Annotated in this window: 15 protein-coding genes; 8 read left to right on the top strand and 7 right to left on the bottom strand. The window is 69.1% G+C overall.

Annotated features, from left to right (window positions below):
• Positions 1-70: 70 nt before the first annotated feature.
• Complete coding sequence (locus QO010_RS13440; protein ID WP_307349907.1) at positions 71-2,359, bottom strand: NADP-dependent malic enzyme; 2,289 nt, start codon at positions 2,357-2,359, stop codon at positions 71-73.
• Positions 2,360-2,510: 151 nt separating this feature from the next.
• Between QO010_RS13440 and dapB the strand changes: the two genes are divergently transcribed.
• Entirely contained in the window at positions 2,511-3,287 is a 777-nt protein-coding gene (dapB, locus tag QO010_RS13435) for a 4-hydroxy-tetrahydrodipicolinate reductase (protein ID WP_307349906.1), read from the top strand.
• Complete coding sequence (locus QO010_RS13430; RefSeq protein WP_307349905.1) at positions 3,287-4,735, top strand: amidase family protein; 1,449 nt, start codon at positions 3,287-3,289, stop codon at positions 4,733-4,735. Before dapB ends, QO010_RS13430 begins: the two co-directional genes overlap by 1 nt.
• 170 nt (positions 4,736-4,905) lie before the next feature.
• On the opposite strand, the gene cysQ is transcribed toward QO010_RS13430, so the two are convergent.
• Both cysQ and QO010_RS13420 read right to left on the bottom strand, forming a co-directional pair.
• Positions 4,906-5,673: a 3'(2'),5'-bisphosphate nucleotidase CysQ gene (gene cysQ, locus QO010_RS13425; RefSeq protein WP_307349903.1), complete on the bottom strand. Its 768-nt coding sequence runs from the start codon at positions 5,671-5,673 to the stop codon at positions 4,906-4,908.
• Between the two features lie 3 nt (positions 5,674-5,676).
• Positions 5,677-5,859, bottom strand: a complete 183-nt coding sequence (locus QO010_RS13420) for a DUF3553 domain-containing protein (RefSeq protein WP_307349901.1) — start codon at positions 5,857-5,859, stop codon at positions 5,677-5,679.
• A gap of 66 nt (positions 5,860-5,925) precedes the next feature.
• Here QO010_RS13420 and chpT point away from each other — a divergent pair, with 66 nt between their 5' ends.
• The 5 genes from chpT (at position 5,926) to QO010_RS13395 (ending at position 10,294) form a co-directional block, all read left to right on the top strand.
• Entirely contained in the window at positions 5,926-6,618 is a 693-nt protein-coding gene (gene chpT, locus QO010_RS13415; RefSeq protein WP_307349899.1) for a histidine phosphotransferase ChpT, read from the top strand.
• A gap of 324 nt (positions 6,619-6,942) precedes the next feature.
• A complete protein-coding gene (locus QO010_RS13410) occupies positions 6,943-7,308 on the top strand; it encodes a response regulator (RefSeq protein ID WP_307349897.1) in 366 nt (121 codons plus the stop codon).
• Positions 7,305-8,165: a CheR family methyltransferase gene (locus QO010_RS13405; protein WP_307349896.1), complete on the top strand. Its 861-nt coding sequence runs from the start codon at positions 7,305-7,307 to the stop codon at positions 8,163-8,165. The genes QO010_RS13410 and QO010_RS13405 overlap by 4 nt, the downstream gene beginning before the upstream one ends.
• Before the next feature lies 1 nt (position 8,166).
• Positions 8,167-8,943: a hypothetical protein gene (locus QO010_RS13400; protein ID WP_307349894.1), complete on the top strand. Its 777-nt coding sequence runs from the start codon at positions 8,167-8,169 to the stop codon at positions 8,941-8,943.
• Positions 8,944-8,998: 55 nt separating this feature from the next.
• Positions 8,999-10,294, top strand: coding sequence for a cytochrome P450 (locus tag QO010_RS13395; protein WP_307349892.1), 1,296 nt, complete (start codon positions 8,999-9,001; stop codon positions 10,292-10,294).
• Between the two features lie 290 nt (positions 10,295-10,584).
• Here QO010_RS13395 and QO010_RS13390 read toward each other — a convergent pair whose 3' ends face one another.
• Genes QO010_RS13390 through nepR form a run of 4 tightly spaced genes read right to left on the bottom strand, consistent with a single transcriptional unit; the run spans position 10,585 to position 13,314 of the window.
• Positions 10,585-10,725, bottom strand: coding sequence for an entericidin A/B family lipoprotein (locus QO010_RS13390; RefSeq protein WP_307349890.1), 141 nt, complete (start codon positions 10,723-10,725; stop codon positions 10,585-10,587).
• Between the two features lie 52 nt (positions 10,726-10,777).
• Positions 10,778-12,496 carry a sensor histidine kinase PhyK gene (phyK, locus tag QO010_RS13385; RefSeq protein ID WP_307349889.1) on the bottom strand — a complete coding sequence of 573 codons (1,719 nt, stop codon included), beginning with the start codon at positions 12,494-12,496 and terminating at the stop codon, positions 10,778-10,780.
• Positions 12,493-13,125, bottom strand: a complete 633-nt coding sequence (locus QO010_RS13380; RefSeq protein WP_307349888.1) for a sigma-70 family RNA polymerase sigma factor — start codon at positions 13,123-13,125, stop codon at positions 12,493-12,495. The genes phyK and QO010_RS13380 overlap by 4 nt, the downstream gene beginning before the upstream one ends.
• Positions 13,126-13,128: 3 nt before the next feature.
• Complete coding sequence (gene nepR, locus QO010_RS13375; RefSeq protein WP_307350388.1) at positions 13,129-13,314, bottom strand: anti-sigma T factor NepR; 186 nt, start codon at positions 13,312-13,314, stop codon at positions 13,129-13,131.
• A 235-nt stretch (positions 13,315-13,549) separates the two neighbouring features.
• Here nepR and phyR point away from each other — a divergent pair, with 235 nt between their 5' ends.
• Positions 13,550-14,347, top strand: a complete 798-nt coding sequence (gene phyR / locus QO010_RS13370; RefSeq protein ID WP_307349886.1) for an anti-anti sigma factor/receiver protein PhyR — start codon at positions 13,550-13,552, stop codon at positions 14,345-14,347.
• The last annotated feature ends 168 nt before the right edge of the window (positions 14,348-14,515 follow it).

The following is a 14,515-nucleotide window of genomic DNA, read 5'->3' as shown; positions in this document are numbered from 1 at the left end:
GCGGGCGCGTCGCTAGATGGAAATCTCGAACATCGTCACGATCATGAGGCCATAACCCGCATCCTTCCCCTTATTCCGCTTCGGCGAGCGGCCGGTCGTAGGCCGCCATCATCGCCATGTTCAGGATGGTCGAGGTCGAGGCGGCCAGCGGGCAGATCTGCACCGACTTGGAGAGCCCCAGCAGGATCGGCCCGATCACCGTCGCCCCGCCCAGGGTCGCCACCAGCTTGGTGGAGATCGAGGCCGAATGGATGGCCGGCATGATCAGGATATTGGCCTCGCCCGTCAGGCGAATGAACGGGAAATTGGCCCGCGCATCGGCTTCCAGGGCCAGTTCGGGCGGCATTTCGCCCTCATATTCGAAATCCACCCCTTCCATCTGGTCCAGCATGGCCACCGCCTCGCGGACCTTTTCCGAGCGCAGGCCCATGGGGTTGCCGAAGGTCGAATAGCTCATGAAGGCCACCCGCGGCTTGAAGCCCAGCAGCTCCACCGCCCGGGCCGCCTCGCAGGCGATCTCGACCAGTTCCTCGGCCTCCGGCATCTCGGTGACGTTGGTGTCGGCGATGAACAGGGTGCGGCCCTTGGTCAGCAGGATCGACATGCCCATCACCCGGCCGTCCGGGGACGGATCGATGACGTGCAGCACCTCCTCCAGCACCTGGTCGAAGCTGCGGGTGACGCCGGTGACCATGCCGTCGGCGTCGCCCAGCGCCACCATCGAGGCGGCGAAGCTGTTGCGGTCCTGGTTGATCAGCCGCTGGACGTCGCGCTTGAGGAAGCCCTCGCGCTGCAGCCGCTGATAGAGGTGGTCGACATAGTCGGGATTACGGTCCGACAGCCGGGCGTTGATGATCTCGAGATCGACCTCGGCCGGGTCCAGGCCAGCCAGCCGCATGTTCTCGTGCACCAGCTCCTCGCGGCCGACCAGGATGGGATGGCCCAGCCCCTGGGTCTTGAAGGCGTAGGCGGCGCGGATCACCGACAGCTCCTCGCCCTCGGCGAAGACGATGCGCTTGTGCGGGGCGCTGAGCACCGAGCCGGAAATCTTCTGCAGGAAGGCCGCGGTCGGATCGAGCCGCTGGGCGAGGCTGCGGCGATAGGCGTCCATGTCCTCGATCGGCCGCCGGGCCACGCCGGTGTCCATGGCCGCCTGGGCCACGAACGGCGGGATGTACCAGATCAGCCGGGGGTCGAACGGCGTGGGGATGATGTATTGCGGGCCGAACTTCAGCTGCCGGCCATGATAGGCGGCGGCCACCTCGTCAGGCACATCCTCGCGCGCCAGCTGGGCCAGGGCCCGGGCGCAGGCGATCTTCATCTCCATATTCACCTGCCGGGCCCGCACATCGAGGGCGCCCCGGAAGATGTAGGGAAAGCCCAGGACGTTGTTGACCTGGTTGTCGTAGTCCGAGCGGCCGGTGGCGACGATGGCGTCGGGCCGCACCGCCAGCACCTCTTCCGGAGTGATCTCCGGATCGGGATTGGCCATGGCGAAGATGATCGGCTTGGGCGCCATGGTGGCCACCATGGCCTGGGTCATCGCGCCCTTGACCGAGGTGCCGATGAAGACGTCCGCCCCGACCAGGGCCTCGGTGAGGGTGCGCTTGTCGGTGTCGACGGTGTGGGCCGACTTCCACTGGTTCATGTCGTTGGTGCGGCCCTGGTAGAGCACGCCCTTGGAGTCCACGGCCAGGACATTGGCCGGATGCACGCCCATGGCCTTGATCAGTTCCAGGGTGGCGATGCCGGCCGCTCCGGGGCCGTTCAGCACCACCTTGATGTCCTCGATCTTCCGCCCGGTGATCTCGCAGGCGTTGATCAGGCCGGCGGCCGAGATGATGGCCGTGCCGTGCTGGTCGTCATGGAAGACCGGGATGTCGAGCAGCTCCTGCAGCTCGGTCTCGATGCGGAAGCATTCGGGGGACTTGATGTCCTCCAGATTGATGCCGCCGAAGGTCACGCCGATGTTCTTGACCACGGTGATGATCTCATCGGGGTCGCGGGTGGAGATCTCGATGTCGATGGCGTCGACGTCGGCGAAGCGCTTGAACAGCACGCACTTGCCTTCCATCACCGGCTTAGAGGCCAGGGCGCCGAGGTTGCCCAGGCCGAGAATGGCCGTGCCGTTGGTGATCACCGCCACCAGGTTGCCCTTGGAGGTGTATTCGTAGGCGAGGTCGGGATCCTCGGCGATCTTGAGCACCGGCACGGCGACGCCCGGCGAATAGGCCAGGCTGAGGTCGCGCTGGGTCGCCATCGGCTTTGTGGCCGTCACGGCGATCTTGCCGGGCTTGGGGAACTGGTGGAAGGCCAGCGCCTCTTCGTCGGTGAAGGTGCGTTTTTCGCTCTCGTCCATGGGGCTTTCAGACGCGTTCGGGCGCCGCTCGACGGCGCGCCACAGGAAATCAGGAAGGCGCGCACCCTAACGAGGCGAACCCGCCGGGACAACCTTGGACTGGCGGGCGCCGTGTGGGATGGTCCCCGCGACGGGTGGAATGGAGCAGAGCGTGAGCGAGCAGGTGAACATCGCCGTGGCCGGGGCCCTGGGCCGCATGGGCCGGGCGCTGGCCCAGGTGGTCGAGGACGACCCCCGCGCCCATCTGGCCGCTCGCTTCGACCGCCCCGGCGTCGAAGGCGAGGGGCTGACCGACCTGGCGGGCGCCCTGGCGGCGGCCCAGGTCATCCTGGACTTCACCACGCCGGAGGCCTCCGTCGCCCTGGCGGAGAAGGCGGCGGGGCGCGGCGGGCCGGCCCTGGTCATCGGCTCGACGGGCCTGTCGCCCGACCAGATCCGGCGGATCGCCACGGCGGCCGAGCGGATCGCCATCGTGCGGTCGGGCAACTATTCGCTGGGGGTGAACCTGCTGATGGGTCTGGTCCGCCAGGCCGCCGCCGCCCTGCCGGCCCTGGATTGGGACATCGAGATCCTGGAGACCCACCATCAGCGCAAGGTCGACGCCCCCTCGGGCACCGCCCTGATGCTGGGCCAGGCCGCCGCCGACGGCCGCAGCGTCGATCTGGAAAAGGTGGCGCAGCGCGGCCGGGACGGCATCACCGGCGCCCGGCGGCCCGGCGATATCGGGTTCGCGGTGCTGCGCGGCGGCGGGGTCATCGGCGAGCACAGCGTGATGTTCGCCGGGGAGTCCGAGACCCTGACCCTGACCCACACCGCCCTCGACCGGGGCCTGTTCGCCCGGGGCGCCGTGGCCGCCGCCCTGTGGGTCGCGGACAAGGGGCCAGGCCTCTACGACATGCAGGATGTGTTGGGCATGAAGGATCGCTGATGCCGCTGACCGACCTCACCGCCCTGGACGCCACCGCCCAGCTCCAGGCCTTGCAGAGCCGGCGGATCAGCGCCGTCGAACTGCTCAAGATCGCCCTGGCGGCCAAGGACGAGCTCAATCCCCGCCTCAACGCCGTGGTCGCCACCGATGTCGAGCGGGCCCTGGAATCGGCGCGGGCCGTCGATGACCTGCGGACGCGCGGCGAGCCCGTGGGCCTGCTGGCCGGCCTGCCGATGACCGTCAAGGACAGCTTCGACGTGGTCGGCATGCCCGCCTCCTCGGGGCTGAAGGCCCTGCTCGGCCGCATGGCCCCCGAGGCCACCGTCGTCGCCCGGGCCCGCAGGGCCGGGGCGGTGATCTGGGGCAAGACCAACCTGCCGGTGATGGCCGGCGACTGGCAGACCTACAACGACCTCTACGGCACGACCAACAATCCCTGGGACCTCGACCGGGGGCCCGGCGGCTCGTCCGGCGGGGCGGCGGCGGCCCTGGCGGCGGGAATCACCGCGCTGGAGATCGGCTCGGACATCGGCGGGTCCCTGCGCACCCCGGCCAGCTTCTGCGGCGTCTTCAGCCACAAGCCGACCTGGGGCCTCCTCCCGCAGAAGGGCCATGTGCCGCCCGCCCCCGGCTCGTTCCTGGACACCGACCTGGGCGTCATGGGCCCGATGGCCCGCTCGGGCCGCGACCTGCGGCTGCTGTTCTCGGTTCTGGAGGACGGCCCCTTCGCGGCCAAGGCCCCGCCGGCCGACCTCAAAGGTTTGCGCGTCGGCCTCTGGCTGGAGGAGCCGGGCTTCTCGCTCGACAACGATGTCTGCACCGTGGTCGAGGCCTATGGCCAGCAGCTGGCCGAACAGGGCGCCCAGGTGAGGCCGATCAGCCGCTTCATCGGCATGGAGGCGCTGTTCGACGCCTACCTGCTGCTGTTGATGTCGGTGGTCGGCGCCGGCCTGCCGCCCGGGGCGCGCCGCTCGATGGCGCTGATGCGCGGTCCCGCCAAACTGGCGCGGTCGATGGGCGCGGGGCCGATGTCCTGGGCCGCCTCGACCCTGGGCATGACCGCCAGCCACGCCGAATGGCTGGCCAAGGACGAGATCCGCATGCGGTCCGCCGCCGCCATGGCCGAGGTCTTCCACGGCGTCGACGTCATCGTCGCCCCCATCGCCCCCGTGCCCCCCTTCCCCCACGACCACCGCCCCTTCGGCCGCCGCACCCTGATCGCCAACGGCAAGACGATTCCCTATCCCAGCATGCTGCAGTGGATCAGCCTGGCCACGGTGCTGGGCCTGCCGGCCACGGCGGTCCCCGCGGGGCTGACGGGGCATGGGTTGCCGGTGGGGGTGCAGATCATCGGGCCACGCGGCGGGGACGCCCGCACCCTGGCCGTGGCCCAGGCCTGCGACGAGAATATCCGGGGGTTTGTGGCGCCGCCGGCGTTGGCCATTTGATTTCTTCTCCCTTCCTCCTCGATGGAGGAAGGGCGGGGATGGTGGTGGTGGCAGTGCGCTTCCGGAAGAACGCGGGGAGGCGTGGTCGCCACCCCTCACGCTTCCCCTAACACCGAGCGCGCACCACCAACCCTGCCCTTCCTCCATCGAGGAGGAAGGGTTCAAGAAGCTCAGCCCCCTCGCGCCACGAACCAGCCGTTCTTGAACGCCTGATCGGCCTTGCCGTACAGGAACGGCTCCCCCTCCGGCGTCTTCATCGACCCGCCGGCCGCTTCCAGCACCGCCTGGGCCGCCGCCACGTCCCATTCGCTGGTGGGCCCATGGCGCGGATAGATGTCGGCGGCGCCCTCGGCGATGCGGCAGAGCTTGACCGAACTGTCCATGGCGCTGGTCAGGTCGAAGCCGTACTCGGTCTTCAGCTTGGCGAGGGTCTCTTCCTTCATGGTGTGGCTGATCAGGGCCACCGCCGCTCCCGGCGGCCAGGCCCGCACCTGCACCCGATGCGCCTCGACCTCGCCCATCCGCCGCTTCATGCAGCCCTCCGGGCCGGTGTACCAGGTCTCGCCGCTGGCCGGGGCGCAGACGGCGCCGGCGACCGGGCGGCGGTCCTGGATGAGGCCGATATTGACCGTGAAGCTGGGATCGCCGCGCACGAAGGCCTTGGTGCCGTCGACCGGGTCGACCAGGAAGAAGGCCGGGCCGATGGATTCGGGGGTGCCGAACTCGCTGGCGTCCTCCTCGGCGATGATCGGGATGCCGGGGAACAGCTCGCCCAGCCGCTGGAAGATCAGCACCTCGCCGGCCCGGTCGGCCTCGGTCACCGGGCTGGCGTCGGCCTTGTGGGTCACCGCCAGGTCGGAGCGCCAGAAGGGCAGGACGACCCGGCCGGCCTCCTCGACGATATCGGCCAGGACTGCGCCGACGGTCTTGAAATCCATGCCTCAGCTCTCCGATTCGTCGCCGACGAAGACCAGCCGCACGATCGTCGTGTCGAGCGCCTGCTTGCCGGCATGTTCGAAATCCACGGTCACCCGCCGGCCGATGACCGACTGGACCTGACCCAGACCCCAGTCCTCGCGATCCGGATGGCGCACCAGCGCGCCGGGCTCGATGAAGGGGTCCATACAGAAGCTTGTTACGAGCCCGCTTTGCGTTTGCCAACGCTTCAAATCAGGGCAGATTCCGCAGCCATGACCCAAGCCGCCGCCGCCTTCGATCCATCGGAACCCCAGCAACCGGCTCCGCCCGCTCCGCCCACCGCCGTCGAGCTGGGCGCCATGCTGTCGGCGCGGCTCTGTCATGACTTCATGAGCCCGGCCAGCGCCATCGTCTCGGGCCTGGACCTGATCGACGATCCGACCACCCAGGACATGCGCGAAGACGCCATGCGCCTGATCGCCCAGAGCGCGGCCAAGCTGACCGACCTCTTGCAATTCAACCGCATCGCCTTCGGGGCCTCGGCGGCGGCCGACACCTTCGATGTCCGCGATCTGGAAAAACTGACCCGCGGCCTCTTCGCCCATATGCGGGCCGAACTGGACTGGCAGGTCGAGCCGGCGGGCCTGAACAAGCCGGCCGCCCGCATCCTCCTCAACCTGGCCCAGATCGGCGGCGAGGCCCTGCCCACCGGCGGGACGACCCGCATCCGGGTGGTCGAGGCCGAGGGCCGCTACGCCATCTCCATCGACTCCAAGGGTCCCCGGGCCCGGCTGCGGCCGGAAGTCCTCTCCGGCATCGCCGGCGGCCCCAGGGGCGAGGCCATGGGCGGCCACTGGGTGCAGGCCTACTACCTGCACCTGATCGCCAAGGCGGCCGGCGGCCAGGTGGCGGCGGAATCGGGCGAGGAGACCGTCACCCTGGCGGCCTGGGCGCCGGTGGGGTGAAAGCGCTCCGCCCCCGGCGGGGGCGGACGGCCCGCCCGAGGCGCGCAGCGAGCGCGCCCGTGGCCGGCCAGGTGAGGGTTTCAAAAGCCATGCGGCGGCAAGATGTGAATTGCTGCCGCTTCGCTCGGGCGCCTGGCGTATAGGCTGAGGCCAGCCACGGTCTGTCGCCGCACGGCCTTGGAAACCCTCACCGGACCTCGCTCTGGCGAGGTCGTCCGCCCCCGCCGGGGGCGGAGTAGAAAACCATCCGACTCATCATCGGTCCTTAACCAACGCACGGCCAAATGAACCCCTTGGTAATGATCGGCAAGGAACCCCCGCGCCTTGAAGTCCTGTCTGGTGGTCGATGACAGCCGGGTGATCCGCAAGGTGGCCCGCCGCATCCTGGAGGAGATCGGCTTCGACATCGCCGAGGCTTCCGACGGGATGGAGGCGCTGGCCTGGTGCCGCGCGGCCATGCCCGACGCCATACTGCTCGACTGGAACATGCCGGTGATGACGGGAATAGAGTTCCTGCGCCAGCTGCGCCGCGAGCCGGGCGGCGAGGGCCCCAAGGTGGTGTTCTGCAGCGTCGAGAACAATGTCGAGCGCATCCGCGAGGCCCTGGAGGCCGGGGCGAGCGAATACATCATGAAGCCCTTCGACGGCGACATCATCGCCGACAAGTTCGCCGAGGTCGGGCTGATATGAGCGGGCCTGGCATGACCGGGGCCGGCATGACCCCGCAGGACTATGAGCTGCTGGCCGCCCTGGCCAAGGTGCGGGCGGGCCTGAAGATCGACCCGGCCAAGACCTATCTGATCGACAGCCGCCTGGCGCCGCTGGCCCGCCGCGAGAACTTCGGGGCCATCGCCGACATGGTCCTGGCCCTGCGCGCCATGCGCGAGGAGCGGCTGATCTGGGCGGTGGTCGAGGCCCTGACCTTCAACGACACCGCCTTCTACCGCGACCGCATCCCCTTCAGGCAGTTCCGCGACGAGGTGCTGCCGGCCCTTTCCCGCCTGCGCGGCCCCGGCCCCCTGCGGGTCTGGAGCGCCGGCTGCGCGACCGGCCAGGAGGCCTACAGCCTGGCCATGGCCGCCGACGACATCCAGGGCCTGACCCCCGGCAGCACGGTCGAGGTCTATGGCTCGGACCTCTCCGAACGCTGCCTTGAGAAGGCCCAGAGCGGCCTCTACACTCAGTTCGAGGTGCAGCGCGGCCTGCCGATCCGCCAGCTGCTGCGCCATTTCGAGCAGGTCGACGACCAGAACTGGCGCATCTCGCCACGCATCCGCCAGAAGATCCGCTGGCGGCGGGTCAACCTGCTCACGGACCTGGGCGGTTCGGGCCGGTTCGACATCATCTTCTGCCGCAACGTGATCAGCGGCCTGGACCAGGCGGCCCGCAAGACCGTGCTGGAGGGCCTGGCGGCCCTGCTGCCCGAGGACGGCTTCCTGTGGCTGGGCGTGAACGAAGCGGCCATCGACAGCACCCAGGCCTTCAAGGCCATCCCCGGCCGGCCCGGCCTCTACGCCCGCAACCCGGCCTTCAAGGTCGCCGCCTGAAATGGGGGCTGAAGAGCCCCTTGTCCTCGTCGTCCGGGTGCCCAAGAGCGGCAGCAAGTCGCTGAGCCGCCTGGCCGCCGAGGCCTTCGCGGATCGCCCTCAGCACTATGTCCCCGATACGATGCGGCGCGAGGCGCTGATCAGCCGCTGGCAGGCCTTTCGCCTGCGCCGCTCGCAGACTCAGAACCTGATGAAGCGCTATGGGACCGCCAGCCTGCCGGCCGCCCTGGCGAAGATCGAGGCCGCCGCCCGGCCCGGCGATCTGCTGATCGGCGGCCATGCCGACTACGCCACCATGCGCGACGGCCTTTCCAGACCCGTGCGGTTCGTCACTCTGCTGCGCGAACCGGGCGAGCGGGCCCGCAGCGACTACAACTACGCCCGGGCCGGCTATCTCAGGCGCAGGCCCTGGCAGCGGTTCGACTCCCACATCGCCGCCAAGATCGCCGGCCGCTTCGATTTCGAGGGCTTCCTCAGCTACCAGCTGCAACACCCCCAGGCCTTCGCCGACCTCGCCAGCGCCTATGTCGGCTGGACCCCCGGCGCCGATCTGGAGGCGCACCTGGCCGCCAGCCTGTGGGACTGGGGCGTGCTGGAAGAGAGCGAGGCTTTCGCCAGACGGGTTTCCGAACGGGTCGGCAAGCCGCTGGTCTTCGGCCGCAGCAACACCACCGGCCAGGTCGAGCAGCTCGACATCAGCGCGGCCGAGCGGCGGCTGGTCGACCGGCTCTACGCCCGCGACCTGGAGCTTTATGAGCGGGCGCGGAAGCCGGCCTAAGGTCTTTTCTTCCCCCACGTCATGGCGGCATGGTTCGGGTCAGGGAGACCCAGCCATGACCACCGCCACGCTCGCGCCCGAACGCATCCCCGACGAGATCGCCATCAAAGCCGTCGATCCCAAGGCCTATGCCGACAACAGCGTCTATGACGCCTTCAAATGGCTGCGGGCCAACAATCCGCTGGGCAGGGCCGAGCTGGAAGGGGTCAAGCCGTTCTGGATCGTCACCCGGCACGCCGACATCCTGGAGATCAGCCGGCAGAACGACCTGTTCCACTCCGGCGACCAGGCCACCACCTTCACCACCCTGGAAGGCGACCGGCTGGTCCGCCAGATGACCGGCGGCAGCCCGCACCTGGTGCGCACCCTGGTGCAGATGGACGCCCCCGATCACCCGAAATATCGCGTGATGACCCAGGCCTGGTTCCTGCCCCAGAACATCCGCAAGCTGGAGGACCGCATCCGCGAGATCGCCCGCCAGCACGTCGACCGCATGGCGGAACTGGGCGGCCAGTGCGACTTCGTCAACGAGATCGCCCTCTACTATCCGCTGCGGGTGATCATGGAGATCCTGGGGGTGCCGCCCGAGGACGAGCCGCGCATGCTGCGCCTGACCCAGGAGCTGTTCGGGGCCCAGGATCCGGAGCTGAACCGCGGCCGCCAGGAGATGATGGACAACAAGGACGCCATGGCCCAGATGCAGGGGGTGATCGCCGACTTCTTCATGTATTTCAAAGGCATCACCGACGCGCGCAAGGCTGAGCCGCAGGGCGACCTGGCCAGCGTCATCGCCAACGGCAAGCTGGACGGCGAGCCGATCAACGACTTCGAGGCGATGAGCTACTATGTCATCGTCGCCACCGCCGGCCACGACACCACCTCATCCTCGACGGCGGGCGCCATCTGGGGCCTGGCCCAGAACCCCGACCAGTTCGCCAAGGTCAAGGCCGACCCGAGCCTGATCCCCGGGCTGGTCGACGAGGCCATCCGCTGGACCACCCCGGTCAAGCACTTCATGCGCTCTGCCACCGAGGACACCGAGATCGGCGGCCGCAAGATCGCCAAGGGCGACTGGCTGTGGCTGGCCTATCCGTCGGGCAACCGCGACGAAGAGGTGTTCGAAGACCCCGACGCCTTCCGCGCCGACCGCACCAGCGGCAAGCACCTGGCTTTCGGCTATGGGGCGCATGTGTGCCTGGGCCAGCACCTGGCCAAGATGGAGATGCGCATCCTGTTCGAGGAACTGCTGCCCCGGCTGAAGAGCCTGGAACTGGCCGGCGAGCCGAGGATGAGCCAGGCGAACTTCGTCAGCGGGCCCAAGACGCTGCCGATCAAGTACGAGATGAGTTGAGCACTCCGCCCCCGGCGGGGGCGGACGGCCGCCCCGAGGCGCGCATGCAGCGCGCCCGTGGGCAGCCAGGTGAGGGTTTCGGAAGCCGTGCGGCGACAAGGGCGGGGTCTCACCCGCCCTTGTGTTGGCGCCTGGCTTACAGGCTTCAGTCAGTCACGTCTGACCACCGCACGGCTTGGGAAACCCCCACCGGACCGCGCTCTGGCGCGGTCGTCCGCCCCCGCCGGGGGCGGAATACGAGAAAGGCCCCGCTTGCGCAGGGCCCCTTCGTTCGGATCTGACGGCCAGCCCTACTTCGGCTTGGCGTCTTCGGCGGTGTCGCTGACGGCGGCGCCGGCGGCTTGGACGTCTTGGCCCGCACCCTTGACGGTGTTGCAGGCGGTGGTGGCGAGGCCAGCGGCGACGATGGCCAGCAGGATCAGCTTGCGCATGGTTTATGACTCCTAGAGGCGGCAGAGCCGCGGCGTCATAACAACGCCAGCCTCACAGGTCGGTTCCGGCTTCCGGGGTCGGGAAGGTCAGGCGGGCGGTCAGGCCGCCGAAGTCGTTGGCCTCGACCACCACCCGGCCGCGTAGCTGGCGGGCAAAGGCGGTCATCAGGGTGCGGCCCACCCCCTTGCGCTCGACCGCCTCGGCCGGTGTGGCCTGCGCCCCGCGGCTGGTCCCGCCATCGTCGCTGATGATCAGCTCGGCCTCGGGCCCCATCACGCAGAACTCGACCCTGAGCAGCCCGCCCCGGGCCGACAGGCCATGCTTCTGGGCGTTGGTGATGGCCTCGACCGAGAACAGGGCCAGGGGCGCCAGCTTGTCCGGGTCGATGATCAGCGGGTCGGCGTGCATCTCGGTGGCGATGGTCGGGTGCGGAGCCATCTCGCCGACCAGCAGTTGGGCGGTCAGCTCCTCGAGGAACGGGCCCAGGTCGACGCGCTTGAGGTCCGGGCCCTGGTAGAGGGCGCGATAGATGAGGGCCAGCGCGGTGATCCGCTGGCGGGTGTCGCTCATCGCCTGGCGGGCGGCCGGGTCGCTCAGCGAGCGCTCCTGCATGCTGAGCAGCGAGGAGATGACCTGCAGGTTGTTCTTCACCCGGTGATGGATCTCGCGCATCAGGCTGTCCTTGTGGGCCAGGCTGTCATGCAGCGAGCTGTCGCGGGCGACGATGGTGGCGGCCATGGCGTCGAGGGTCTCGGCCAGGTCGCGGATTTCCGGCGGGGCGCGCTCGGCGGCCAGCGGGCGGACGGTGAAGCGGCCGCGGGCATAGATGGCCGCCACCCGCTGCAGATAGGCGATCCAGCGGATCACCGCCTGCTCGGTCACCAGCATCACCGTCACCAGGGCCAGCAGGAAGGCCAGCAGCGGGAACACCACCCCCGACAGCGGGTTCAACTGCGCCCAGGAGATCAGGCCCTGGCTGGGGGCCGACAACACGACGAACAGCTCATCGCCCACCAGCGGGGCGATGGAGAAGACCCGCATGCGCCCTTCGCGGTCGCGGGCGTAGGCCATGACGCCGTTGCTCTTCAGCGCCTTCTCGGTCCAGGCGGCGGGCAGGTTGGGGAAGGCCTTGAGCCGGGTGGCGCTCAGCACCTGGCCGGCGCGGTCGGCGATGGCCACCTCGGCGTCGGCCGGCAGGCCGGGATCGTCCAGTTCGGGCCGCAGGCTGGTCAGCGGGATCACCGCCGCCAGGGCCCCGTCGAACGAGCCGTCCGGACGGGTAGAGCGCACGGCGGCCAGGATGGCCGGCTCGCGGGCGTAGGCGATCCCCGGCCGGCTGACCAGGGTCATGCTGGCCTCGCTGGGCAGGCGGGCGAACCAGGGCCGGTTGCGGCGCTGCGGATCGGCCGGCACGCTCTCGGCCGCGCAGACCACCCGGCCGTTGGCGTCGAAGCGGATCAGGTTGGCGTAGCCCGGCAGCCGCTGGGAAATATCGTGCAGCAGGTGGGCGCAGTTCAGCCCCACCGAGCCTGGCGACAGGGTCTCCAGCAGCACACCGGCGGACTCCATCCTGGCCTTGGTGGTGGCGGCGCTGCGCTGGGCGGCCGCCTGCAGGGCGCTCTTGGCTTCCTGGGTCTCGTGATTGAACGACAGCACCGACTGCGCCGCCCCCAGCACGAGGACGGGCAGCAGCGCCAGGGCCAGGGCCAGACCCAGACGGACGCGGATGGTGGTCGCGGGCCCCCAGCGCGGCCGTCTGAGCGACTTCACCTCGGGGCGCTCAGCCTCTCCGCATCGGCCAGGATCGAGCCCATGGCCTCGCCCGCGGCGCTGCCGTCACGGTCGTAGGCGCCGTCGTCCAGGATGCCTTGCAGAGCCTTGCGGGCCCGGCTGACCCGGCTCTTCACCGTGCCGACCGCGCAGTTGCAGATGTCCGCCGCCTCCTCGTAGGCGAAGCCGCCGGCCCCGACCAGGATCAGGGCTTCCCGCTGTTCGGGCGGCAGCATGCCCAGCGCCAGGCGCAGTTCGTCCAGCGCGATGGGGGCGGCGGGATCGTCCACGGCCACCAGGGTGCGTTCGGCCGCCTCCTGGTCCAGCTGTGACTGGCGCCAGGACCGGCGCTTGTCCGAGTAGAACTGGTTGCGCAGGATCATGAAGGTCCAGGCCTTCATATTGGTGCCGATCTGATAGCTGAGACGAGCGTCCCAGGCCTTGATCAGGGCGTCCTGGGCCAGGTCGTCGGCCTGGGTGGCGTCGCCGGTCAGGGTGCGGGCGAAGGCGCGCAGGTGCGGGATCAGCTTGACCAGCTCGCGCTGGAACACATTGTCCCGGGCGGCGCCCGTAAGCTCTTCGGCCGGGGACGCCTGGTCCGCCGACACGTTTGGCTTGGTCGACGCCATGGGTCAGCCCTCACCCTTCTCGCCATCGGCGCGGCGCAGGATGGAGAGGAAATCGTCGGGGACGGGCTCGTTGACCACCTCGTCGAACATCTGGCGCAGCTTCACGCCGATGGCGCGCTGGCGCAGGCGGGCTTCATCCAGCGGATCGTTGCCGCGGCGACGTTGGTCATTGGGTCCGGGATTGATCATGTCGTCGGCGCGCACGGAAGGCCGCCCCCCTTCAGGTCGTTTTCCAGACATGCTCAACGCCGGCAAAGTTCCCCGGTTCCATGGGGAGATGGTTTATCTTGCATTCTCGGGTGTGCGGAGGGAACCCTATTGTGAAAGCGGCGTTTCCAGACTGCGGGGGCGCCGCCCGGAGCGGGCGGTCTCGCCTGCCCGGATGCGATGTGTTTTGCGAGACCCGATTAAGAGGGAGGGGTATATGAGCCTTGTCGAGCGGTTAGGTCCGCATCTGCCCTATATCCGCCGCTACGCCCGCGCCCTCACGGGAGCCCAGAATACCGGCGACCAATATGTGCGCATCGCGCTCGAAGCCCTGGCGGCCGGCGAGGCGACCCTGCCCAGCCAGCTTTCTCCCCGGGTTGCGCTCTATCATGTGTTCCACGCCATCTGGGGCTCCACCGGGGCCCGGCTCGAGAACCGCGACGAGGGCGACACCAACAGCGATCCTTCGCAACGCCTGATGAGGATCGCCCCCCGCTCGCGACAGGCCTTTCTGCTGACGGCGCTCGAAGGCTTTACGCCGACCGAGGCCGCTCAGATCCTGGGCTGTGACTTCGCCGAGGTCGAACGGCTCATTTCTCTCGCCCAGGCCGAGATCGACGCCGAACTGGCCACCGATGTGCTGATCATCGAGGACGAGCCGGTCATCGCCGCCGACATCGAGGCGCTGGTCCGCGAACTGGGCCACAACGTGGTCGACATCGCCGCCACCCGGGCCGAGGCCCTCGACGCCATCGCCAACAAGGCCCCGGGCCTGGTGCTGGCCGACATCCAGCTGGCCGACGGCTCGTCGGGCATCGACGCGGTCAAGGACATCCTGGCCCGCTACGACACCCCGGTGATCTTCATCACCGCCTTCCCCGAGCGCCTGCTGACCGGCGAGCGGCCCGAGCCGACCTTCCTGATCACCAAGCCCTTCCAGCCGGAAACCGTGAAGGCGGCGATCGGCCAGGCCTTGTTCTTCCACCCCCGCCGGCAGAAGGCGGCGGCGGCTTAAAAAAAGTTCGAAAAAAAGTTCGCGTCACAGGAACGAAATTCTCCGCAGGCGCGTTTATCGATTGCGGAGACGGCGACGCCCCCCCCGACTTGAGGCTGACCACAGTCAGCCTGCCGTCTCCGCACCCTTTCCCCAGGGGTTGTTCTGGAAAAGGCCGGTCCCGTCAGG

Origin of the sequence: Caulobacter ginsengisoli (assembly GCF_030814835.1) — a bacterium.
Lineage (GTDB): Bacteria > Pseudomonadota > Alphaproteobacteria > Caulobacterales > Caulobacteraceae > Caulobacter > Caulobacter ginsengisoli.
This window is presented reverse-complemented; position numbering and strand designations above follow the sequence as displayed.